The sequence below is a fragment of the Saccharomonospora marina XMU15 genome, from assembly GCF_000244955.1.
Lineage (GTDB): Bacteria > Actinomycetota > Actinomycetes > Mycobacteriales > Pseudonocardiaceae > Saccharomonospora_A > Saccharomonospora_A marina.
Genome location: NZ_CM001439.1, coordinates 4,097,583 through 4,119,154 on the forward strand (window position 1 = coordinate 4,097,583; position 21,572 = coordinate 4,119,154).

Annotated in this window: 28 protein-coding genes and 1 tRNA gene; 9 read left to right on the forward strand and 20 right to left on the reverse strand. The window is 67.6% G+C overall.

Translation table 11 applies throughout. From position 1 onward, the window contains the following. The first annotated feature begins 271 nt into the window (after nucleotides 1-271). The 3 genes from SACMADRAFT_RS19295 to SACMADRAFT_RS19305 are packed head-to-tail and all read left to right on the forward strand — an operon-like array spanning nucleotide 272 to nucleotide 3,424. Nucleotides 272-1,465, forward strand: coding sequence for a thiolase family protein (locus SACMADRAFT_RS19295; RefSeq protein ID WP_009155517.1), 1,194 nt, complete (start codon nucleotides 272-274; stop codon nucleotides 1,463-1,465). 51 nt (nucleotides 1,466-1,516) lie between these two features. After that, nucleotides 1,517-2,587, forward strand: a complete 1,071-nt coding sequence (locus SACMADRAFT_RS19300; RefSeq protein WP_009155518.1) for a CaiB/BaiF CoA transferase family protein — start codon at nucleotides 1,517-1,519, stop codon at nucleotides 2,585-2,587. Nucleotides 2,588-2,647: 60 nt separating this feature from the next. Then, a complete protein-coding gene (locus SACMADRAFT_RS19305) occupies nucleotides 2,648-3,424 on the forward strand; it encodes an SDR family NAD(P)-dependent oxidoreductase (protein WP_232285434.1) in 777 nt (258 codons plus the stop codon). Nucleotides 3,425-3,427: 3 nt separating this feature from the next. Here SACMADRAFT_RS19305 and SACMADRAFT_RS19310 read toward each other — a convergent pair whose 3' ends face one another. Next, complete coding sequence (locus SACMADRAFT_RS19310; protein WP_009155520.1) at nucleotides 3,428-4,642, reverse strand: L,D-transpeptidase; 1,215 nt, start codon at nucleotides 4,640-4,642, stop codon at nucleotides 3,428-3,430. A 196-nt stretch (nucleotides 4,643-4,838) separates the two neighbouring features. On the opposite strand from SACMADRAFT_RS19310, the gene SACMADRAFT_RS19315 reads away from it, so the two are divergent. Next, nucleotides 4,839-4,911 (forward strand) — tRNA-Lys (locus tag SACMADRAFT_RS19315). Nucleotides 4,912-4,990: 79 nt separating this feature from the next. Here the strand turns inward: SACMADRAFT_RS19315 and SACMADRAFT_RS19320 are convergent. From SACMADRAFT_RS19320 to SACMADRAFT_RS19375, 12 genes are all read right to left on the reverse strand, one after another. Continuing rightward, nucleotides 4,991-6,163: a tyrosine-type recombinase/integrase gene (locus SACMADRAFT_RS19320; RefSeq protein WP_009155521.1), complete on the reverse strand. Its 1,173-nt coding sequence runs from the start codon at nucleotides 6,161-6,163 to the stop codon at nucleotides 4,991-4,993. Next, nucleotides 6,163-6,339: a helix-turn-helix transcriptional regulator gene (locus tag SACMADRAFT_RS19325; RefSeq protein ID WP_009155522.1), complete on the reverse strand. Its 177-nt coding sequence runs from the start codon at nucleotides 6,337-6,339 to the stop codon at nucleotides 6,163-6,165. The genes SACMADRAFT_RS19320 and SACMADRAFT_RS19325 overlap by 1 nt, the downstream gene beginning before the upstream one ends. Further along, nucleotides 6,336-7,664 (reverse strand): replication initiator, encoded by a 1,329-nt coding sequence (locus SACMADRAFT_RS19330; protein WP_009155523.1) that lies wholly within the window; start codon nucleotides 7,662-7,664, stop codon nucleotides 6,336-6,338. The genes SACMADRAFT_RS19325 and SACMADRAFT_RS19330 overlap by 4 nt, the downstream gene beginning before the upstream one ends. A 102-nt stretch (nucleotides 7,665-7,766) precedes the next feature. Next, the gene (locus SACMADRAFT_RS19335) at nucleotides 7,767-8,504 is read right to left on the reverse strand and encodes a DUF2637 domain-containing protein (RefSeq protein ID WP_009155524.1); all 738 of its coding nucleotides are present in this window, start codon (nucleotides 8,502-8,504) and stop codon (nucleotides 7,767-7,769) included. Nucleotides 8,505-8,521: 17 nt separating this feature from the next. Beyond that, entirely contained in the window at nucleotides 8,522-8,935 is a 414-nt protein-coding gene (locus SACMADRAFT_RS30045; RefSeq protein WP_009155525.1) for a hypothetical protein, read from the reverse strand. Next, entirely contained in the window at nucleotides 8,932-9,174 is a 243-nt protein-coding gene (locus SACMADRAFT_RS19345) for a hypothetical protein (protein WP_009155526.1), read from the reverse strand. Before SACMADRAFT_RS19345 ends, SACMADRAFT_RS30045 begins: the two co-directional genes overlap by 4 nt. A gap of 2 nt (nucleotides 9,175-9,176) precedes the next feature. Continuing rightward, nucleotides 9,177-9,557 (reverse strand): hypothetical protein, encoded by a 381-nt coding sequence (locus SACMADRAFT_RS19350; protein WP_009155527.1) that lies wholly within the window; start codon nucleotides 9,555-9,557, stop codon nucleotides 9,177-9,179. Further along, complete coding sequence (locus tag SACMADRAFT_RS19355; protein WP_009155528.1) at nucleotides 9,554-10,927, reverse strand: FtsK/SpoIIIE domain-containing protein; 1,374 nt, start codon at nucleotides 10,925-10,927, stop codon at nucleotides 9,554-9,556. Before SACMADRAFT_RS19355 ends, SACMADRAFT_RS19350 begins: the two co-directional genes overlap by 4 nt. A 172-nt stretch (nucleotides 10,928-11,099) precedes the next feature. Next, on the reverse strand, nucleotides 11,100-11,285 hold the full coding sequence (locus tag SACMADRAFT_RS19360; protein ID WP_009155529.1) for a hypothetical protein: 186 nt from the start codon (nucleotides 11,283-11,285) through the stop codon (nucleotides 11,100-11,102). A 3-nt stretch (nucleotides 11,286-11,288) separates the two neighbouring features. Further along, nucleotides 11,289-11,555, reverse strand: coding sequence for a hypothetical protein (locus SACMADRAFT_RS19365; RefSeq protein ID WP_009155530.1), 267 nt, complete (start codon nucleotides 11,553-11,555; stop codon nucleotides 11,289-11,291). Between the two features lie 171 nt (nucleotides 11,556-11,726). After that, nucleotides 11,727-11,924, reverse strand: a complete 198-nt coding sequence (locus SACMADRAFT_RS31015; protein WP_232285435.1) for a hypothetical protein — start codon at nucleotides 11,922-11,924, stop codon at nucleotides 11,727-11,729. A 250-nt stretch (nucleotides 11,925-12,174) separates the two neighbouring features. Next, nucleotides 12,175-12,510 carry a hypothetical protein gene (locus SACMADRAFT_RS19375; RefSeq protein WP_040926605.1) on the reverse strand — a complete coding sequence of 112 codons (336 nt, stop codon included), beginning with the start codon at nucleotides 12,508-12,510 and terminating at the stop codon, nucleotides 12,175-12,177. Between the two features lie 158 nt (nucleotides 12,511-12,668). On the opposite strand from SACMADRAFT_RS19375, the gene SACMADRAFT_RS19380 reads away from it, so the two are divergent. Both SACMADRAFT_RS19380 and cutA read left to right on the forward strand, forming a co-directional pair. After that, complete coding sequence (locus tag SACMADRAFT_RS19380; RefSeq protein ID WP_009155533.1) at nucleotides 12,669-13,274, forward strand: helix-turn-helix domain-containing protein; 606 nt, start codon at nucleotides 12,669-12,671, stop codon at nucleotides 13,272-13,274. Further along, nucleotides 13,261-13,596 carry a divalent-cation tolerance protein CutA gene (gene cutA / locus SACMADRAFT_RS19385; RefSeq protein WP_009155534.1) on the forward strand — a complete coding sequence of 112 codons (336 nt, stop codon included), beginning with the start codon at nucleotides 13,261-13,263 and terminating at the stop codon, nucleotides 13,594-13,596. The genes SACMADRAFT_RS19380 and cutA overlap by 14 nt, the downstream gene beginning before the upstream one ends. A gap of 420 nt (nucleotides 13,597-14,016) precedes the next feature. Here cutA and SACMADRAFT_RS29280 read toward each other — a convergent pair whose 3' ends face one another. The 3 genes from SACMADRAFT_RS29280 to SACMADRAFT_RS30510 form a co-directional block, all read right to left on the reverse strand. Next, complete coding sequence (locus SACMADRAFT_RS29280) at nucleotides 14,017-14,436, reverse strand: type II toxin-antitoxin system death-on-curing family toxin (RefSeq protein WP_083840947.1); 420 nt, start codon at nucleotides 14,434-14,436, stop codon at nucleotides 14,017-14,019. Between the two features lie 9 nt (nucleotides 14,437-14,445). Next, entirely contained in the window at nucleotides 14,446-14,856 is a 411-nt protein-coding gene (locus tag SACMADRAFT_RS30055; RefSeq protein WP_009155535.1) for a hypothetical protein, read from the reverse strand. 184 nt (nucleotides 14,857-15,040) lie between these two features. Continuing rightward, nucleotides 15,041-15,208: a hypothetical protein gene (locus SACMADRAFT_RS30510; RefSeq protein ID WP_009155536.1), complete on the reverse strand. Its 168-nt coding sequence runs from the start codon at nucleotides 15,206-15,208 to the stop codon at nucleotides 15,041-15,043. An 829-nt stretch (nucleotides 15,209-16,037) separates the two neighbouring features. Here SACMADRAFT_RS30510 and SACMADRAFT_RS19390 point away from each other — a divergent pair. Continuing rightward, nucleotides 16,038-16,244, forward strand: a complete 207-nt coding sequence (locus tag SACMADRAFT_RS19390) for a hypothetical protein (protein WP_009155538.1) — start codon at nucleotides 16,038-16,040, stop codon at nucleotides 16,242-16,244. Nucleotides 16,245-16,378: 134 nt separating this feature from the next. Here the strand turns inward: SACMADRAFT_RS19390 and SACMADRAFT_RS19395 are convergent, their stop codons facing one another. Further along, complete coding sequence (locus SACMADRAFT_RS19395; RefSeq protein WP_009155539.1) at nucleotides 16,379-17,185, reverse strand: RibD family protein; 807 nt, start codon at nucleotides 17,183-17,185, stop codon at nucleotides 16,379-16,381. A 177-nt stretch (nucleotides 17,186-17,362) separates the two neighbouring features. Here SACMADRAFT_RS19395 and SACMADRAFT_RS19400 point away from each other — a divergent pair, with 177 nt between their 5' ends. Beyond that, complete coding sequence (locus tag SACMADRAFT_RS19400) at nucleotides 17,363-17,806, forward strand: universal stress protein (protein WP_009155540.1); 444 nt, start codon at nucleotides 17,363-17,365, stop codon at nucleotides 17,804-17,806. 24 nt (nucleotides 17,807-17,830) lie between these two features. Here SACMADRAFT_RS19400 and SACMADRAFT_RS30515 read toward each other — a convergent pair whose 3' ends face one another. Next, nucleotides 17,831-17,986 carry a hypothetical protein gene (locus SACMADRAFT_RS30515; RefSeq protein ID WP_009155541.1) on the reverse strand — a complete coding sequence of 52 codons (156 nt, stop codon included), beginning with the start codon at nucleotides 17,984-17,986 and terminating at the stop codon, nucleotides 17,831-17,833. 220 nt (nucleotides 17,987-18,206) lie between these two features. Between SACMADRAFT_RS30515 and SACMADRAFT_RS19405 the strand changes: the two genes are divergently transcribed. After that, nucleotides 18,207-18,632 (forward strand): archease, encoded by a 426-nt coding sequence (locus SACMADRAFT_RS19405; RefSeq protein WP_009155542.1) that lies wholly within the window; start codon nucleotides 18,207-18,209, stop codon nucleotides 18,630-18,632. Nucleotides 18,633-18,648: 16 nt separating this feature from the next. Here SACMADRAFT_RS19405 and SACMADRAFT_RS19410 read toward each other — a convergent pair whose 3' ends face one another. After that, the gene (locus SACMADRAFT_RS19410; RefSeq protein ID WP_009155543.1) at nucleotides 18,649-19,749 is read right to left on the reverse strand and encodes a CapA family protein; all 1,101 of its coding nucleotides are present in this window, start codon (nucleotides 19,747-19,749) and stop codon (nucleotides 18,649-18,651) included. Then, on the reverse strand, nucleotides 19,724-21,460 hold the full coding sequence (gene polX / locus SACMADRAFT_RS19415; protein WP_009155544.1) for a DNA polymerase/3'-5' exonuclease PolX: 1,737 nt from the start codon (nucleotides 21,458-21,460) through the stop codon (nucleotides 19,724-19,726). The genes SACMADRAFT_RS19410 and polX overlap by 26 nt, the downstream gene beginning before the upstream one ends. Nucleotides 21,461-21,572 lie beyond the last annotated feature (112 nt).

The window sequence follows — 21,572 nt, forward strand, 5'->3', positions numbered from 1 at the left end:
CACCCCGCGCGTCGCCCGAACCACGTGGACGTTGCGCCGGCGGGGTCGCCCGCCGGCCGACGACGTCGGCATCGGTGACCGAAGCGCTCACCCGTCGCCCGCGATCGTCCACTCCGAACGGTCCAGCAGCAGGGCCGCCGCCGACGGGCGGCGAAACCTCTCACGCTACCGAACGATCGATGCGCGTTCCCGTGACCCGTGTCTCGTCGCCGCCCGTCTTGACGCGCGTACCGAACTTAGCGATCGTTAAGTCAATCTGGAGGAGGCAGCCATGGTCACCGCGGTCATCGTCGACGCCGTCCGCACCGTGTCGGGGAAGGGAAAGCCCGGGGGCCAGCTCTGCGATGTTCACCCGGCGGACCTGCTCGGCCGGACACTGCGAGGTCTGGTCGAGCGGACGGGTGTGGACCCGGCGCTGGTGGACGACGTGATCGGCGGCTGCGTCGGCCAGGTGAGCGAGCAGGCTCTGAACATCACCCGCAAGGCCGTCCTCGGCGCGGGGTTTCCGGAAGCCGTTCCGGCCACGACGATCGATCGGCAGTGCGGGTCCAGCCAGCAGGCCGCACACTTCGCCGCGCAGGGCGTACTCGCGGGTGCCTACGACGTCGTGATCGCATGCGGAGTCGAATCGATGAGCCGGGTGCCGATGGGCACCGCGACTCTCGGCAAGGACGCCTCGGGTCCGGCCGTCGCCCGTCGCTACCCGGAAGGCCTCGTCAACCAGGGCGTCTCTGCCGAGATCATCGCGGGCAGGTGGAAGCTCGACCGCGGCGAACTCGACGAATACTCGGCGCACTCGCATGCCAGGGCGGCTGCCACCATCGCCGAGGGCGGCTTCGACGACGAGATCCTGCCGATCACGGTCACCGGACCCGACGGCGAGCGACGTGAACTGGTTCGCGACGAGACCGTCCGCCCTGACACCACTGTGGACAGCCTTGCCCGGCTGCGCCCGTCCTTTCGTGACGAGGAACTCGAACGCCGCTTCCCCGAGATCGACTGGAAGATCACGCCGGGCAACTCCTCGCCGCTGACCGACGGCGCCTCCGCAGTGCTCATCATGAGCGAGGACAAGGCCAAGGCGCTCGGCCTACGTCCCAAGGCGCGGTTCCACAGTTTCGCCGTCACCGGCAGCGACCCGCTGCTGATGCTCACCGGCGTCATCCCCGCCACCCGCAAGCTGCTCGACCGCGCGGGACTCGCACTTGCCGACATCGACGCCTACGAGGTCAACGAGGCGTTCGCTCCCGTCCCGCTGGTCTGGCGACACGAACTGGGCGCGGACCCGCAGCGGCTCAACCCACGAGGCGGTGCGATCGCGCTCGGACACCCGTTGGGAGCGTCGGGCACCCGCCTGCTGACCACGCTGGTCCATCACCTCGAAGCCACCGGTGGCCGGTACGGCCTGCAAACCATGTGCGAAGGCGGCGGCATGGCCAACGCCACCCTCATCGAACGCCTCTAGGAGCATCCGACATGCGACGCGACCGTGACCTCCCTTCGGGGGAGCACTGAGATGGCCGGGCCACTGACCGGAATACGAGTGGTCGAACTGGCCGGTATCGGCCCGGGGCCGCACGCCGCCATGATCCTCGCCGACCTCGGTGCCGACGTCGTCCGCGTCGAGCGTCCGGGCGGTGAGGACGGCGGCGCGATGCTGCGGGGTCGGCGGTCAGTGGCCGCCGACCTCAAGACCCCCGAGGGTCACGCGCTGGCACTGCGGCTGGCCGAGAAGGCCGACGTGTTGCTCGAAGGGTTCCGTCCCGGCGTGGCGGAACGACTCGGTCTGGGCCCTGCCGACTGCCATGCCGTCAACCCCCGCCTGATCTACGGCCGCATGACGGGCTGGGGACAGCACGGTCCGCTTTCCCAGCGAGCGGGACACGACATCAACTACATCAGCCTCACCGGTGTGCTGCACGCCATCGGGCGCCGGGATGAGCGACCGGTGCCGCCGCTGAACCTCGTCGGGGATTTCGGTGGCGGCTCCATGTTCCTGCTCGTGGGCGTGCTGTCGGCACTGTGGGAGCGGCAGCGGTCAGGGCAGGGCCAGGTTGTGGACGCCGCGATGGTCGACGGTGCCAGCGTGCTGGCGCAGATGATGTGGTCGATGCGCGGTCAGGGCACCTGGACCGACGAACGCGGCGGCAACCTGCTCGACGGCGGAGCGCCCTTCTACGACACCTACGAGTGCGCCGACGGCCGCTACGTGGCCGTCGGCGCTATCGAGCCGCAGTTCTACGCGCAGTTGCTGGCGGGGCTGGGGCTGGACCCGGCCGACCTGCCCGGCCAGCTCGAACAGGATCGCTGGCCGCAGTTGCGGTCCCGGCTCGCCGAGGCGTTCGGCGCCCAGCCACGCGAGCACTGGGAGCAGGTGTTCGCAGCCACCGACGCGTGCGTCACTCCCGTTCTCACCTTCGCCGAAGCCGCCGACCATCCAAACCTCGCCGCTCGGGGCACCATCGTGGAGTTGGACGGCGTCGCACAACCCGCGCCGGCACCACGGTTCTCCCGCACCGCGGCGGCCACACCCACCCCACCTCCCGGCGAGCAATCCGGCGACATGCCGGACGACTGGCTGAGCTGACCACCGTCTCGCCGAGCCCGAGCGGGTAGTCGACCCCTGCCCGCGACCACCATCCCCGCCGTGCCCACGCGCGGCCCGACACCCGGTCAGGACCGCATGACCACTACCCGGACCGCTCTCGTGACCGGCGCCTCCCGCGGCATCGGCCTGCGAATCGCGCGACAACTGGCCGAAGCGGGCTACGCGCTCACGCTGTCCGCCCGCCGAGAAGCCGGCCTGCTGGAAGCCACCACCGAACTGCGGGCAACCGGAGCCGACGTCACGCCGGTCGTGGCCAACCTCGCCGCCGAGGAGGACCTCCACCGGCTCGTCGCGGCGCACACCGATCGGTTTCACCGGCTGGACCTGCTGGTACTAAACGGTGGGGTCGGCGCGCAGGGATCGGTCGCCGACCTGCCTCTGAAGACCTACGACCTGGTACTCAACGTCAACCTGCGCGCCCAGTTCCTGCTCATCCAGCGAACCCTGCCCCTACTGCGTGCCGCGGCCGCCGCCACACCCGAGCGCGGAGCCAAGATCGTCGCACTCGCCTCGATCACCGGCGTGGCGGGCGAGCAAGGGTTGGCGGCCTACGGTGCGAGCAAAGCGGGCCTGATCTCGCTGTGCGAAACCGTCACGCTGGAAGAGTCCGGAAACGGTGTCACCGCCACCGCACTGTCCCCCGGCTACGTCGACACCGACATGACCGCGTGGAAACGCGACGAACTCGACGCCGACGCCATGCTCACCACGGGGGACGTCGCCGAACTCGTACTCGCCGTCTCGCGCCTTTCCGCCCACGCCGTGGTACCCAACATCGTCCTCACCCGCGCCGGAGGGCAGCTCTGGCGAGCGTGACCGCTACCGGTCGGCGCTTCCCGCCTGCCACTGCTGCCACGACAACTGCCAGACGCTCCAGCCGTCGGTGGGCTCGAGGGTCTGCCCACCTGCTCGCTGCACCCGCACCAGGTCGCCGCGCTTGGAACGGCTCATCAGCCAGGCCGCGTTCTCGGTGGACAGGTTGATGCAGCCGTGACTCACGTTGCGCTCGCCCTGGTCGCCGACCGACCACGGCGCCGAGTGATAGAAGATGCCGCTGTTGGAAAGCCGTACCGCGTATTCCACGAACAGCCGGTAACCCGCTGAGCTGTCCACGGGCACACCGTAGGTGCTGGAGTCCATGGTGTAGCCGTTGTGCTCACTCATCACGGTGTAGACGCCGTTCGGGGTGGAGCTCGACGGCTTGCCCATCGAGATCGGCATCCTCCTCACCTGCTTGCCGTTGACGAAGACCCGCATATGGTGCGCCGTGCCGTCCGCGACGGCGACCAGCCTGTCACCGACAGTGATGTCCAGCCTCTTGTCCTCGCTGCCGAAGATGCCCGCGCCGAGGCGCTTGCCGTAGACGAGGGCGTCGACCGAGACCTTGGTTCCCGGCTGCCAGTACTCCTTGGGGCGCCAGATCACGCGGTCGTCGCCGAACCAGTGGAAGGCGCCCTCGGTACGTGGTTCGGTGGTGATCCGGATCGCGTCCTCGGCGGCCGGCTTGTCCGGTACCGGCCCGGTGAAGTAGAAGATCAACGGCATGCCGACGCCGACGGTCTCGCCGTCCCAAGCGTTGATAGACACCGCGACGGTGCGTGCGGGTGTCGCCGTGGTGAAGGTCGACTTCTCGGTTCGCGACCTGCCGTCCTCACCTTCGGCCTGCACGGTGAGGGTGTAGGTCTTGCCGTACCCGAGTGGTTCGGTCGAGGTCCAACTCCTGCCGTCCTCGGAGAGGTCGGCTTTCACCTTCGTGCCGTGCGTGCCGACCAGCGAGGCGCGCACGATCTCCCCGTGCTTCGCGCTCGCGGTGATCAGCTTCCCCGGTTCGACCCGTTTCGCACCATCGGGCACCGACAGCGTCAGCGATACGGATTCACGCACCACCGTGCTCGTCGGCGCGCTACGGCTCTGCCGAGGATCGGCTCCCTCTTCACCGGCGGCGCTGCAACCCGCGGCCACCGCACCGGCGGCCAGTAGCGCTGACGCCAGTCGAATCCCCCGCCGTGGGCCGAGCCCACTCCGACCTGTCATTGCCGACCTTCCATTCCCCTGTAGGTACCCCGGATGTGTCACCAGCTTGCCCGTTCGGTCGCGGTGCGTGTGCGGTTGTTGCGAACTTGCACCCGAGTGGTTGCCTGGGGGTGCTGTGCGGGCACACCCACCGACCGTGCTACTGTTTGTCACGTCGTTGAGGGGCGGAGCAACACGCCCCGAAATCACACGGCAAGCGCCATTAGCTCAACTGGCAGAGCAGCTGACTCTTAATCAGCGGGTTCGGGGTTCGAGTCCCTGATGGCGCACTTCCACCCCAGGTCAGAAGGTACGTGGACTTTTTGCATCTGCGGCAAGCCAGCCAAAACCCAACCCTTTGAGCATTGACTACGTACCCAGCTCGTCATTGAGCACCTCAGCGGTTGCCGGGTTCGCGATCTTTCGCGCGACGTAGACGTCCTGGGTGAGCGAGGGGCGTGCATGGCCGAGTTGGTCAGCGATCTGCCGGGGCGTGAAGCGCGCCTCATCGAGGATCGTCGCGCACGTCTTCCGGAACACGTGCGAGGTGACCCACCCGAACCCTTCGGTCCCTCGCGCGGTCCGCAGGTCCCTGCGGGTGTTACTCGGATCACGCCAGCCGCCCGCCACATCGGGAAAGATCGGTGCAGCCGTGCCGATGGCCAGAGCTCCATCCGGGTACGCGTCCACCTTCCGTCGGCGGAGCATCTCGACAGCGGAGAGAGGCAACGGAAGCGTGCGTCTGCCGCTGTCGGTCTTCGGAGGAATACGACGCAGACCCGCACCCCGGACACGCACCAACGTCCACTCGATATCGACCATCCGCGCGTCCAAGTCAACTTCATCCCAGGAGACGGCCAGCGCCTCACCGATGCGCACCCCGGTGGCGAGCATGAACCGCGTCAAGTCCGGCAGGTCCTTACGGACGGCGAAGGGATCGGCTTCGAGCTGAGCCAGCCACCGCACACGTTCGTCCGCCGTCAACGCCCGGACGCTGCGCTTCCTGCCCGAACTTATCTTCTTCGTCTCCCGCGTGGGATTCGTCGCCGTCGCACCATGCCGAGCCGCGAGCCCCATGACGCCAGACACCACACTGCGCACCACCTTCGCGGTTGCCGCACTCCGTCGCTTCCGCACGACCTGGAGGAGCGCATCCACGCGAGGAGTTGTGACCTCCCGTATCCGCAGCTCACCCAGCGCCGGAGTCACGTAGTTGCGGATCTGACGCTCATAGAGGTCAGCCGAACTCGGTGACATGTCGCCCGCCTCCACGGCCGAGTTCACCTCGCGCAGCCACAGATCCGCAGCAGCGGAGAACTTCGTGTCACCAGTGATGAGGCCGCCCACCGACTGCGAGGAACGGTCGCGAAGTGCTTCCAGCAGCCGGTTACGTGCTGCGGTCTCGGTATGACCGGAACGCTCGATAAGCCGAGTCACACCGTCGTAGTCGCGATATTTCGCCTTGGCGACGAACCCGCCCCCAGGCTTCCGGTTGACCTTGATCTTGCCGTGCGTACCCACAGGAAGTGGCGGACGAGCCATCAGCGCTCCCCTTGTTGTTCGACCCAGGCGTCCACGTCTTGGGGTCGGTAGCGGACGTACTTACCGATGCGGCGGCCGGTGGGTCCGTAGCCTTTGGTGCGCCATTGGTAGAGGGTGTTGATGGGGATGCCGAGGTAGTCGGCGAGGTCGTGGATGGTCCAGAGTTTGCTGCTCATCGTGGCTGCTCCTTGTGGTGTTGTTGTTGTCGTTGGGTGCGGAGTCGTTCGGCGATGCCGGTGGCGAGTTCGCGTTCGGCGTCGTCGCGGTATCCGGTGCCGGTGAAGTGCCAGTCGTTGACCACGAGCACGGTGTCGGGGTCGAGGCCGAGCTGGTCGAGGGCTTCGGCGAGTCGGAACGCGCGCCGGTCTTCGCGGATGGTTTTGAAGGTGGTGGAGTAGGCGCGGCTTTTGGTGAGGAAGTGGCCTCGGAAGCCGAGCATGTGTGTCCACCGCCGCAGGTTCAGGTCCTGGTATTGCTCCAGGCCGCCGAGTTGCCAGCAGGTGCGCATCATGCGCCGGTGATGCTCGGAGATGCGCAGGTGGTCGATGTCGAGTTCGGAGCGGATGGGGCGGTCAGCTCCGTCAACGGTGCCGGTGCCTTTGGTGGCGTACTTGGCGATGTAGCCCGCCAAGGCCCGCTCCCCGATCCCTTCACCGCCCTCGGTTTCCTCATGCTCGACTGGCCGGATGTCGAGTTGGTCTCCCCACGTCAGCGACAACCGGGAACCATCGGGATGTTGGGTGGTCACGACCACCCCGGCAGCGGCGGCCGTGATGGCTTGGGTGAGCAGTTCGGCGCTGGCCCAGGTGGGTGGGCGGTTGGTGGGGCCGTCGGGTCCGTCGAGGCGGATGAGGGCGTGGAAGTGCACCAGGCCCCGGCGTTGGTATTCGGCGACTTTGCCGTACGACAGGCGGGCGTGGTGGGGGAAGTCCCGCACCCGTAGTCCGGCGCGGTGGGCGAGTTCGCGGCGCAAGCGGATGGTGAAGCGGTGCCACAGTTTCCCGGCGTGGGCTTGCCATAGCACGGCGGCTTCGTAGTCGTAGTTGTCTGGGTCCAGTGCGGTGCCGAGGCGGGGGTCGGCTTCCCGGTGGTGGTCGCCGCAGCCGCAGGGCATGACCCGGCCACGGCGGGAGAGGCGTCGGGTGTGGACGCGGCCGAAGGAGGGGGCGGTCAAGGTCACGAATACTCGGGGGTGTGTGGTGACCGTTTCGGGGATGCCTTTGCTGCCGCCGCAGAGTCCGGCGCGCACGAGGTGGAAGGCGTCGGCGGCGTAGCGGTCGGAGCAGGCCGGGCACACGGTTTCGCGGCGGTTGCCGCAGGGGGCGAAGAGGCTGCCCGTGTAGTGGTGCAGCACCCGCCCGGTGGTGGTGTCCTGTAGTTGGTGGGTGCCGAGCAGGCGGATGGGTTGGGCGCAGCCGTTGGCCTGCATGACCTTGGCCCGCCAAGTGGCGTAGCCGGGTGAGCGGAGCCGGTGTGTGATGCGTTCATCCAGCGTCAGCAACGGTGGAACCTTTCCGTGGCACGAGAAAGCGGGGCGGGAGCGTGCGCCGGGTGTGGCTGTGCCCCCGCCCCACTGCGGGCGGATCGATACGGGGTGCGCTGCTCAGGTGGGGATCGGGTGGCCGTTGACCCGGGTGTTGAGCTCGTCAACCAGGGCGGTCACCATCGCCTCCGGCAGCGCCACCCGCTGGGTGATCTCCTCGGCGGTCACCCGGCGGCCCTGCTCGTGGGCCTCGGTGGCCAGGGCGGTCACCGCGTCCCGCAGCGACACGGGCAGCTTGCCCAGCACCCTCACCCCCGCCGCCGGTGCCGCAGCAGAGGCCACGGCCAGAGCAGGGGCAGGGCCAGCGGGGTCCGGGTCGGGTTCGGCCGGGGCTGGCTCGTTCGCCGGAGCGGGTGCGGGTTCCGTTGGTTGGTGGGGTGGGGTTGGTTGGTGGTCGAGGGGTGCGCGGCGTAGGAGCAGCTTGACCACGACGAGGAAGCCGAGGGCGGGCATGGCGGCCAGTAGCCACCCGGCGGGGGTGGGTTCGGCCAGGGCGACCTGGGCGGCCATTTGGACGCCGAACGCGGCCACCAGCACGGCCATGGGGAAGCTGACCAGCCGGGTGTTGCCGTGCTGATGGTCGCGGCGGACCTCGAACCCGGCGACGATGGCCATGCCCTCGATCACCACGGCATCAGCCCAGGCCAGCCACCCGGTCTGTCCGTGGTGGACAGCCCAGTCGTGGGTGTGTTTGAACCCGGCCGCCGCGCCGATCCCACCCAACACCACGGTGACCAGGACGCGCACCACGTCAACCATGCGCGCCCCGGCCGGTCGAGGGTTGTCCACCTTGGACACGGGTTTCTCCTTCGCTGTCAGTAGGGTTTGAGGGCGGACCAGCGGTACAGCAGCGACCGCCCACGTTTGGTCAGGCGCAGCGGGGACACCGGGCGGCGGATCGCGCCGTGTCGGCAGGTGAGGGTGTCGCGGGGTGGGCAGCGCTGCGCGTAGCCGTTGCCGATGAGGTTGTGCACGAGGTCTTCGTCGGTGGCCAGCCGCACCCGTTCGGTGTCTTCGAAGATCACGATGCGGTCGGTGTCATCCAGCGCCCCGTAGCGGCCGTCGGCGATCTCGGCGAGCACGTCCCGCGCCGCCGCCGGGGTGCCGACCGATCGGGCTCGGGTGTCCCGCCGCGCGGGTGGGCGCTTCCGCCCCGGGGCAGGGGTCGAGGCCGGGGCGGGTTCGGGCCCGAACAGCCCGAGTTGCCCCGCCCCGCCACCGGGGCTCACCGGGTCCTCCTGTCGGTGCGGTCGGTGACCCATTCGGCGACCTGGTGGCGGTAGCCGGTGCCGTGGGTGCGCCACTCGCGGTACAAGCCCACCGTGATCAGCAGCCACACCCCGCCCGTGACAGCGACAGCGCCGATGAACACCCACGGGTCGGTGATCAGGGCTTGTTCGATGACCACCGCGATCACAGCGAGGGCGGTGATTTTGGTCCAGTTCCACAGAAACGACAGCGTCAACATGGTCAGTACTCCCAACTTGGGCGGTGATGAGGACAAAAGACGGTCAGGTCGCCGGTGGCGACCCAGCCCGGATAGTCAGCCAGCGCCGCGCGCATCTGCCACCAGTCGGAATAGACCTCGGGGTTGCCCTCGGGCAGGTCGGCGCAGTCGCCGCAGCGCGGCAGAAACACCGGCTTGTGGGTGAAGAGGAACCCGCCCGCCCCGCGTGCGCGCCCGGCCTCACCCACCGAGGCCAGGTACCTGGCCAACTCCCGCTCGGCGCGCCACCACTCGCGATGCAGCTGTCGCGACAACGGCTCTGGTGGGGCGTCCTCGCAAGGCCAGCTCATGACCTGGTAGTGCGGAACGTGCAGCACCGCCGAGTACTGGACATACAGGCTCATCCCGCCACCACCTGCAGGTTGGCGGGCGTGCCCTTCCATCCCTCGCGCACGAAGGTCACGAGTTCGTCCAGCTCGGTATCGGTGACGTAGGCGGCGCGGACCCGCATCGGGACGCGGGAGCGTTGCCGGATGACGTAACCAATCCCGGCCGTGGCCGGATCGTTGGGGATCTCGTCAGCGAGCGCGCCGCGCAGCCGGGCGTTTTCCCCCAGCACCATGTCGACGTGGGCGGCGGAGGTGACCCGCAGGCAGATGCGGTTAGTGAACAAATCCCGCACCGGCACCGTGTCCTTGGTTGGTTCCTGCACCAACCCGAGCATGGAATGCCCACTCGCCCGGCCCTGCGAGCCGATCAGCGCCAGTTGCCGCCGCAGCCCTCGCCCCACCGACGGGTCGCCGTAGGCCAGCAGCGCGCCCATCTCATCCAGCACCAGCAGGTTCAGCGGGGTCACCGGCGAGGGGGTGATCGCGCGCTTGCCCTGGCCGGACAGGGCCTGCTGGGTGGCCTGCATATCGTCGACGTACTCATCGATCAGGTCCGCGCACGCCTGTTCCTCAGCCGCGTAGCGGTAGGCGATCGGGGCGAGCTTGGCGAACTCCATCTGCTTGGGGTCACACAGCCACAGCCGCACCGACCCGTCCCGGATCATCGGCGCCAATCCCCGCAGCACCGCCGCCGGTATCGAGTTCTTGCCCGCCCCGGTCGCCCCAGCGGCGAACAGGTGCTGCCCCAACACCGGGATACGCCAGTCGCCGCCGTACTCGTTCTCCCCGACAGACAACCGGCCCAACTCGACCGCGTCGGCATCCTGCGGCATCTCGGGGGCCTCGATCACCTCGGTGAACGGCTCGGCGCGTTCCACCACCAGAGCGATGACGCGGGGCTTGACCCGCTCCAGCGCGATCCGCTCCACCTTGAGCGCTTCGGTCAGCTCCGGCAGCTTGGCCTCGAACTGGCGCAGATGCTGCCCCGGGTGCAGCTTGACGTAGAGGGTGTCCACACTCGGCGAGTACGACCGCACCCTCACCAGCCGAGGCACCCGCAGCTCCCCGGTCTTGCGGTGGGTCGTGAACAAGTCGCAAGCGATCAACGCGTTACGCCACCGCAACCCCACATACGTCCACCAGCGCCGCCGCCACGACCGCAACCGGGGCGCCGCGAGCCGGTCGAAGGTGTCCGGGTGCGCCCGATACCACGCACCCAACCCCGCCACCGTGCCGCCAACAATCCCGCCCGTCGTCGCCCAGCCCAGCTCCAGGCCCGAGGCCGTCACCACCGACGGGGCAAGCACACTGCCCGGATGCCGCCCGACCCAGGCGGCGGCCTTCATCTCCGCACCCCGAGCCCGCTTGGAAAACTCCCTACCCATTTCCCTGATGTCCTTTCCAGACACGACAAAGGGACCAACCCGCCACCCCCGTGGGTGGTCAGGCCGGTCCCTTCACCGACGAATTCTTCTGCTGCTGTACTGCTCGCGCTGCTGTGCTGCTCGCGCTGTTGTGCTGCTCGCGCTGTTGTGCTGCTCGTGTTGTTCGTGTGGGCTAGTCGTTGATCGCGGGGCGGGAGTCCTCCAACGCCACGGTCAACTTGGCCACGGCCTTGGCCATGCGGTCATGGCGGGACTTGAACCCCTCCCGCCGGATCGGAATCCCGCGCAACGAGCGCTTCAGCTCCCGCATCGCCGCGTCCACCGCGTCAATCGCGCGGTCCACCTGATGTCCGGCCACCCCTCACACCCTCCAATCCCGGGACACGAGTTCGGCCTCGTACTTCTTGGCCGTCTCCCGCAGCCGCTCCAACTCGTCCGTCGCCTGCCTGCGGTAGCCGGTCAACTCATCCCGCGTCGCCACCGTCCACCCCGACCCCGTGCTGGGCTTGGCCGGCACCTTCGCGATCAACCCGTCCAGCTCATCCAGCGACTCGCGCACCAACTCCATCGCCGCCACGAAATTCTGGTAACGGCCCATCGCCCGCCGGTTCAACATCTCAACCTGCAACTGTCCGACCCTCCTTGTGCATCACATCGGCCATTGCTTGCCGCACACCGTGCACGTCGCTATTCGTGTCGGCGAAAGCCAGAAATCCGCGCTACACACGTGACCGGTCATCACACGCCCCGTTTCGGGCCCTGCGGGTCATACGAACACAACCCGCCACGAACACCCCGCCTAATCATCAGCACTCACCTCGCTCAACTCGTGCTTGATCCGCTGAATCTCGCCATACACCTCGTTCAACTGGCCAATCACCCCAGCCGACTGCCGGGCGAACAACGCACCCGCCGCGCTCACGAACACCGACGCGTCCTCCAACACGTGCGCGGCCTCGTTCACCAGCGACAACGCCTTGTCGAAATCCTCGACCAAACCATCCAGGCCCCGACGACTAACCACACCAACCCCCTTTTCCTCGATTCGTGGTGAAACCCCAAGACCCCCGGAACAAACACCCCGGGAATCAAGGCGCGCCACCACAAAAAGGCGCGATTTTTGGCATGGATCGGCCCACTCTGAAATTGACAAACACCAAGAAAGTGCCCCCGCCCGACTCGAAACGGGCCGCTCACCACACAGAGGAAGGGCGCCACCACCCCCGCAGGCGGGACCTACAGCCGGGTCAGTCCACCGGCTTCAACCCGCCCGCACTGAACGCGACCCCCGACACCGTCTCGCCCTTAGCGTTCTTGAACGAATACGGCGACAACCGCGCGTCCACCAGCTCCACCAAGTCGCCATCCTCGAAACCCTCACCCGGATCCGCCTCCAACGTCACCCGGATCTCCTCACCCCTCTCACCCCGAGCCTTCGCGAACACCGACACCACAAACTTGGTCACCCCATCCCGATCCGTCACCGGAACCTCACGACCCGACTCGTCCTTCCGCGTCTTCAACGCCGGAGGCTCCGTCACCATCAACCGAAAGCCACCCAGATTCACCGGGATGTTCCTCATCAAGCACTCCTGTCTCATCGCCTTCGAGGACGCCAGCCGGCCCCCGTCGAAGCGGCTGTTGTGTCTCATTAGTCCTCAACAAGGACTGATACGTCCCCTAGTTTGCGGCCTAATCAGTCCGGTTGTCAAGGACTAATTCGACCTGGGACAATGGCGGCATGGACATGGCTGATGTGATGCGGCAGCGACGTGCAGACCTGGGCATGTCGCAGTCCGACCTAGCCCAGGCCGCCGGTATCGGCGTTCGCCAGATCCGCCGCTATGAGGCAGGCGAACAGCAGCCAGTCCTCTCCGTGGCCGTGGCCATCGCCGAAGCGCTCAAGATCTCGGTGAGCGAGCTAGCCGGAACCAGTTCCGGCCGACTCGACCTCGCAGGCCAGTGGTACGCAGGCTGGCAGACCTGGAGAGACGGCGAGGAAGCCATCGCCGTGCAAGAAGTTCGCCTCGCCCAACACGGTGACAGTATCGAGGTACAGACCGTCACCCACGGCCTCGCAGAGACTGGCTACCACTGGACCGGCGAGTTCCGACTCTGGGACAACGAAGTGCTGCTCGGCTGGTACGCCGCAAACGACGGCTCCGTGCGCTCAAAGGGAACGATGTACTTCGTCCTCCATGCGCATGGAACCCAGATGCGGGGCCGTTGGGTAGGACTCGGCTACGACGGCAAGATCATGACCGGCTGGGGCAGCATGACCCGCACCAAGGCCGACGCACACGCTGTAATCAACGACCTGAAGGCATCGGCTAATGGACAACACTGAGGACCAGGCCGTCGAAGTTGTCATCACCGCACCTGAGAAACAGTGGCTCCAGCAGTTCATCCAGAACCTGATGCAGCAACACCTCTGCGCGGCAGGCCACACCTACCCCTTCGAAACCACCTACCACTGGCGCGGCACCATCCACGAGAAGACAGAGACACGGGGCGTGCTCTACACCCGAGCGAGCCTCGTGGACCGCATCACTGAACTCGCACGCCAGCACCATCCATACGAGGTACCGCACGTCACCGCGACACCACTGGTAGCCGGAAACCCCGACTACCTTGAATGGATCTTCACCGAGACCGCCACCGCCCGTTGACCACGGTCGTGTTCAAACTTTCTCTACTTCTTCAAGGCGGCGCCTGACGGCGCCGCGCGGCCTCAGCCCTTCCGCCCCGGCCGAGCCTGCGCGGGGCGTGCGGCTGACGCCGGTCCCCGCGCATCGGCCGGGGCCGAGGCAGGCCGAGGCACCTAAGCCGCGGTGCCAAGAAGAAAGAACATGTCCTCGCCGGACGGGCAGGTCTCCGGGATTGCCGGGAACCGACACGCGCTACGGTCCGTGGGTGGCCGAGGACGTGCCATCCCGTCGACCTCCCGGAGGGCTATCACGCTGTGTCAAGGGGGCAAGTCTGTCAGCGCACGCGCCGGAATTGAGGTAGGTTGCCCCCTTGACACAGCGTGATCGGGCTACGCCAGGTCGACGGGATGGCACAAGGCCACCCACTTGAGGTTGTGACATCTAGTCCAGTGGATGCAGTCTCAGCTGTACCCAAGCCGTCAGAGCGGCAAGCGGAAGACAACCACCAGCGGCGGCCTCAACAATCTCGGCGGTTTCCTCTCCTTCATTCTTGTCGCCGGAAGGGGGAAGCCAAGAACGCGAATTGAGGTTCGCGAAGGCGATCGTGCAAAGAAGCGCGGTCCTCTTATTTCCATCCGGCAATGCGTGATTCGATGCAATTCGCTGCAGGAGCACTGCAGCCTTCTCCGCAAAGGAAGGATACTTTTCGTAATCGCCGAACCCCGACGCGGGGGCCATGAGTGCAGACTCAGCGAGGCCACGGTTGACCACTCGTCTGATTTTCGCTTCGGAGACCTCAAGGGCTTCGGAAGCCGCAACCACGTAATAGTCGAAGTTCAGGTACCTGACCGACTCTGCCACGTGTACTGCTTATTTCGCCAGTCGGTCCAATGCGTCCTTGTTTAGTTTCGCCGCATTCTGCATTAGCTTCCGGAAGCTAGGCCCTGGCTGTTGGTCGTGGTCATATTCAGTCTGGGACTGTTTCACCAGGCGTGCTGTCTTCGAGGCTGTGGTCTTTCCGGCCGCAACCCGCTGGCGCTTGGTCGTCGTCTTGCCGCTGCGGTTGCTGGCGGCTTTCTTAATCTTGACTCGCCCAGTCGTTTGAAGGGCACGCACACCTCCCTCGGCAACCCTGGCGCTGCGCTCACTGACCAAGGCGTATGCAATCGCCGCCCGCTTGGTCTTGAAGACACGTGCCGTCCCCGCAGGCTGCCCAGGCGCGACGACCTGCCAGCCACGGCCTTGCGCGGCTGGCGCGATGCGCACTTCCTTCTTCGCCATGCCACCTAGGATACGTCAGCGAGGCAACTCATCAGTAGCGGACGATCAGCTTCTCGGTTGTTCACGCCCTCGCGCGTGGTTTCCGATCGCGGCACAGTACTCGTCGATGCGGGCATGCATAGGGAAGTGCCCGGATCAGCTGGCTGATCCGGGCACTTCTCCTGGTCAAGCGCGGTACCGGAGGCTACGCGAGGCGGATCAGCCGCCACGTGACAGCCTGGTTGTTGTAGGGCGGCATGACGTTCCCTTTGGCGATCGGCGCCGTGGTAGTCGGCGTGCCGACCACCTCCCACACCCCACTCTCGGGGCAACGCTCGCCGGTTCGCGCGGTGGTTCCAACCTGTGCGGCCATCTCGTTACTCCTTAGTTCGCGACACTGCGGATCGGTCCGCAGTCCCTCCGACATCAGAGTTACATCGATGAAAGATCGACTACAGTGCGTTGCGGCAAACGGCAGCGAACACCTGTTCGGTGGACTCTTGAACTACTGTTTTGATCGGCCCGGCCGATCGGGTAGCACGCTGAGTGGTCGTGCTCACGCGATATGGTGCAGGACGTCGGTATTGTGTTCTATCGCGTTAGTTGCTTACCGCCGCTCAGCCGCCGAGAAGTTCCGGACCAACATTCGGCCAACATGGGAGCGGCAGAACATGGTGAACGACAATGATCGACCACGTGGAAATCTCCAGGTCCCGCCGGGGTTCGAGGTGCCATCGCTGCTGAATCGGAGCGTGAATAAGGTCAAGGAGCCCTCGGCTTATCTACCGGCGAACCCGTAGACCGCACCCCGACGCGCCATACGAAACCCAACCCGAACGACGGCAAACAGCCATCACTGGCCACATCGAGCCATCGTTTGCATTCGCGATTTGCACAGGTAGTGGCGGCTATCGGCAGACACCAGCAAACGGCGGAAGACACCTTCCGATAATCAGCGGGTTCGGGGTTCGAGTCCCTGATGGCGCACTCTCGCTCCACACATCGCCCGGAGTTGCTCGGGTTCGCGGCCGACCACAACACCGGGGCCTTTCTGCCGATGCGCGTCCGGAATCCGCTTGGCTAGCCCTGAGCCGGTGCAGCGCTGCACATCGAACGGATCTCTCGTCGGTCGAGCCCGCGTTCCGGCGCCGTTTGGACGCCCGAAGCGGGGGAACCCGAATCGTGCCGGAAGGAGCGATCCGATGCCAGACAACTCACGCGACAAGCCAGAAACGCCCGACACCGAGGCTGGTGTGCCCGCGCCGGAGTACGACCCACCGAAGGGCGGGCCGCACGTGGACAAGCGAAGCCCCAGCCCCGCCGACCTCGCGCCGGGATTCGGTGGAACCTCACGTACCAGGCCCGTCAGCTCCGAAGAGGAGGAAGAACCCTCCGACGAGCAGCGCTGAGCCGGTAGCCGATCCGGCGGTCGGTGACGCGTTCGCCGACCGCGCCCGCCAGGTCCATCACAATCCCCGATCGCGGCCGGTACCCGGCGCGTGGAGCACGGCTTCGGCGGCTGTCGTTGCGCGGGAAGTGCGCCCTACTGCGGCACTTCCTCGACCGCGTAGCGCAGCAGTACGCGGCCCTCACGCAGCTCGGTCACGCCGAGCAGGCGCAGCCGGGTCGGTGTGTCGGTGGCCGCCAGGTCGGCCGCGGTGAACATCGTGGGCGTGGTGGTGCCGCCGACGGCGATGGGAACGACCTCGACCTCGATCTCGTCGAGCAATCCGGCGCGCAGCATCGCGCCGTTGAGCCTCGCTCCGGCGGTCGACACGACGGTCCGCACGCCCAGCCGCTGCCGCAGCGCCGACATGGCCTGCGAAAGGTCGACTCGCTCCTCGCCCACGACCAGGTACGGAATCTCCTCACGGCGCAGGTACGCCAGGTAGGAAAGCGGCGTGCTGCGGGAGACCAGAACCAGAACGTGCCAGCCTTTCCACTGCTCGCCCGGGTACTCCTTGTACAGCCAACGTATTCGCCCCCGGCTGTCGACGACGCTGAGCCAGCCGCCCGAGGTCCTGCCGACGACGTCGGGAGGCAAGTAGTCGTTCAACAGCACCTCAGCCGGTTCGGTCGCGGCAGGCAACGGTGCGGGCACGTCGTCCTCGCGAACAAGCGATCCCGCCCCTTCCAAGATCGCGCCCGGCCGATGCCGTCGCTGCACGTCGGCGTAGGTGGAGCCGGCGTAGGTGGGCCACCGCTCGTCGAACATCAGCAGCATTCCCGGCGAGATCGCCAGGCGGCCGTCCACGGACGCGGCGTTGTGCGAAACGACGAACGCGCGCCCAACGGGTGCTGAGTCGTTGGCGGCGGGCTCCGACGGCGGTCCGGCTGGTGGTTGTTCCATCTCCTCCGGCTTTCCTGTCCAAGCGCGCAGGGCGAGTCGGCCTTCGCAGCCTATCGCGCCACTGCGTTCGACTGTCCACTGTCGAGGTTTCTCCTCGGTGGGGCCGAACGGCCCTTTCTGCGAGGCGAGGCAGGCTGCAACCATCACCTCGTAGGCGCCAAAGAGGAGGTCAGCGACGTGATCGTCGTGGGAGTTGACGGATCGGACGGCAGCCGCGACGCCCTGCGGTGGGCGGTTGGGCAGGCAAGGGCGACCGGGGACACGATCAGGGCCATCGCGGCTTGGGAGATTCCGGTGAACTTCGGCTACCCGCCCGGCTACGAGGACTTCGACTGGGCCGCCACCGCGCGGCAGTCACTCGACGACACGGTGAGCGAGGTCGTCGGTGGGCAGCGCGACGTCTCGGTGTCGAAGGAGGTGCTTCGCGGCCACGCCAGCAACGTTCTCGTCGATGCCAGCCGCGACGCCGATCTGCTGGTGGTGGGCAGCCGCGGGCACGGGGCCGTGGTCGGCATGCTGCTCGGCTCGGTCAGCCAGCACTGCGTGCAGCACGCCGAGTGCCCGGTGTTGGTGGTACGACCCACCCGCAAGCACAGCGCCGAACGCGACGCCTCCGCGTAGCCACCTGCCCGCAGGCCCCGGGGATCAGCGCCTCGGCCTGCGGGCATTGGCGCCGAGCACGCCCAGCAGGTCGATCGCCAGGCACACGAACAGGGCGGTGCCCCAGTTGTTCCACGGGCCCCAGGACTGGACCGCGGGGGTGCCGAGTATCAACCAGACAATCAGCCAGATGAACGTCATGACATCACCTCGGCGACAGACACTATGGCCGTCCTGGTGTCCGTACCACGGCCACAAGGCTTCGGCCGAAGGGACTTTCGCCGCCCATCTCGTTCGGGTGAACACGGTGGCGAGGCGTGTCCCAAGGGACTTTCGTCCCTTTCGGACCGTTGCCGCCTGCGAATACGACAGCCGGTATGACAGGCACAGCGCTAACCTTACGCGGCCGAGGTGGCCCACCGTGACCGGCGAGGTCAGGGCTGGCTACCGGGAGCCGGTGCATTCGGGCGACCTGCGGATCGAGGCGTGGGGCCCGTCCCGCGAGCGCTGCATCGCCGAGGCGGTCAGCGGCATGGTGGAGAGCTTCGCGGGCGGCTCGCTCGGCGAGCCCGACGAGATCGTCGACGTCGAGGTCGACGGCACGAGCGACGAGGAGTTGCTCGCCGCCGTCCTCGACGAGGTCATCCACCTCATGGAGACCACGGGCCGGATACCGGCCACCACACAGGTGCTTCCCGCACCGCGCGGGCTGCGGGTGCGCTTCGGTGTGGTCGACATCGGCGGCGTGATCGCCGCAGGCCCGATCCCGAAGGCGGTGTGCCCGCACGGGTTGAGCATCGAGCCCAGCGCGGGCGGGTGGGCCTGCAGGGCGGCCTTCGACGTGTGAGCCAAGCACCGCCGGCTCACGCCGCCTCGACCAGCAGCGTGCCTTGCTGCGCCATCCGCACCCGGGTGCCGAAGACCTCGCTGACCGAACCGAGGACGTCGCACAGCCATGCGGTGTCCTGCGTGCCCGCACGCTGCAACCGCAGCCTGCGAGCCCGCATCGGCACCAGCCGCAGCGCAGCGAACTCGCCGGTGGCCTCGTCGAACGACAGCAGGTACAGCAACCGCAGGTCGTCACGGTAGGTCTCGAGCCCGGTGATGCCCTCGTAGTCGTTGACGAGGTCGCCGCAGCCGTACAGGATCGGGTGGCCGTGGTGGATCTCCACCGGACGCGGATGGTGCGAGGAGTGCCCGTGCACCACGTCGGCCCCCGCTTCGGTGAGCAGGCGCGCGAACCTCGCCTGCTCGGCGGGCACCTCGTAGCCCCAGTTCGAACCCCAGTGCACGGAGAACACCACCAGATCACCCTCACGCTTCACAGCCGCGATGCTGTCCGCCACGGCGCTCGCGGTGTGCTCGCGGAGATCGGCGAGGCGGTGCACACCGGGTCCGGAGCCGGTGGCCGCCCACGAGGCGGGAACGCCACTGGAACCGTGGCATGCCGCGAACACGTGCAGCCGCCGCCCTGCGCGCAGCGGCACGGTCGCCTGCCTCGCCGCCTCGGCCGCGTCCCGGCCCGCGCCCGCCGCCCGCGGCCCGGCACCGGCGAGCGCGGTCAGCGTGTCGGACAGTCCGGCCGTGCCGAAGTCCAGCACGTGGTTGTTGGCGAGTACGCACACGTCCGGTCGCGCGGCCAGCAGGGCGGGCACGTTGGCCGGATGCATCCGGTAGTGGATCGACTTGCCCGGCGCGAACTCGCCTCGCGCGGTGATGCTCGTCTCCAGGTTCAACACCCTGGCGTCGATGCCGGAGTCGTCCAGCACGCTCAACGCCTCGCCCCACGGCCAACTCCACTCGACCGGGTAGTCGAAGCTTCCGTTGCGGTGCTGTGCCGCGCGAACGTAGTAGCGCGCGTCGGTGACATGCGGCTCACGCAGTCGCGGATCCACCGGGTGGGCGAGGATCTGGTCGACGCCGCGACCGAGCATGACGTCACCGCACAGCAGCAGCGTGATCATGTTTGGCGAGGAACCGGCGGAGTTCGTCCAGCGGGTAGGTGTTGATCACGTCGTCGCGAGTGGCCCAGCCGCGCTGCGCCGTGGCAACGCCGAAGGACAGGTTGCCCAGCTGCGCGACCGAGTGGGCGTCACTGGAAACCGCGAAACGCACTCCGAAGTGCCGTGCCCTGCGCACCAGCTCGCCGTTGAGGTCGAGCCGTTCCGGCAGCGAGTTCACCTCCAGCGCGGTACCGGTGCGGGCGGCGGCACGAAACACCTCGTCGAGGTCCACGTCGATCGCCGACCTGCCACCGACGATGCGGGTGGTGGGGTGGCCGATCACGTTGACGTGCGGGTGCTCGATCGCGCGCAGCAGCCTCGCGGTCAGCACGTCCCTCGGCTGGTCGAAGTGGGAGTGCACGGACGCGACCACGATGTCGAACCCGGAGAGGAACTCGGTGTCCCAGTCCAGCGAGCCGTCCGGCTGGATGTTCAGTTCGGTCCCGTGCAGCAGGGCGGGACCGGCCTCGCGGTCCAGCTCCCTGATCCGGCGACGCTGCGCCAGGGCCTTCTCGGTTGTCATCCGCTGCATGTGCAGCAACGGCGCGTGATCGGTGATCGCGAAGTACTCGTGGCCCGCGGCGGCCGCCGCGGCCACCATGTCCCGCAGCGGCGCCACTCCGTCGGTGAGGTCGGTGTGGGTGTGCAGATCGCCCCTGAGGTCGGCGCGGGTCACCACCTCGGGCAGCGTGCCGTGCAGCGCTGCCTCGACCTCGCCCGCGCCTTCGCGCAGCGTCGGTTCGATCCAGGGCAGCCCGAGCCGGGCGTAGACCTCCTCCTCGCGCTCACCTGCCACTCGCCGGTCGGTCTCCACCTCGAACAACCCGTACTCGGAAAGCTTCAGTCCGGCGCGCAAGGCGAGCTCGCGCAGCTGGATGTTGTGCGCCTTGGAACCGGTGAAGTACAGCAGCGCCGCGCCCCACGACGGCGGCGCCACCACCCGGACGTCCACCTGCAGGCCGGTGGCGGTCAGCACGGAGGTCCTGGTGGAACCGTGCGAGATGACCCGTTCCACGACGGGTAGTTCGGTGACGGCCCGCATGATCGGCTCGGGGTCGTCGGATGCCACCAGGATGTCGATGTCGCCGATGCTGTCCCGCATCCGGCGAAGCGACCCGGCGTACTCGACTCGCTGCACCTGCGGCAGCGGGCGCAGCCGCTGCAGCAGCCGCTCCGCGACTCCGAGAGCGAGTCCCAACCGCACCCGCTCACCCGCCGACTGCGCTTCCCGCACGGCGGCGGCGAGGTTGTCCTCGCTCCTGGCCCCCCACCCGCGCAGTTCCCGCAGCCGGTGCTCGTGCAGCGCGGCGAGCAGGTCGTCCGGTGAGGTGATGCCGAGTTCCTCGTAGACCTGACGTGCCCGCCTCGGTCCCAGCCCCGGGATCGTGAGCAGCGACCGCAACCCGGTGGGTACGCGGGCACGTAGCTCGTCCAGTTCGCCGACCGAACCGGTGTCGAGGAACTCGCGGATCTTGCGTGCCAGCTGGGAGCCCACGTTTGGGATCTCGTCCAGTTCGGCGGACCGCAGTGTCGCCAGCTCGGCCGGGTGGCCCTCCACGGCCTGTGCGGCCTTCTCGTAGGCCCGCACCTTGTACGGGGGCCCTCCCGAGATGGCGAGCAGTTCCGCGAACTCGAGCAGCATCGCCGCGACGGCGTCGTTGGAGCGCGCCATACACGGGAAAGTAGGCCCCGCCGCGCCCGCTCGGTAGGGACTTTCGCCTCGCGAGTGCGCTCGGCCGCAGGTGTGACCTACGGCCCTACCCGGGCGTGGTAACCGGTGCCCA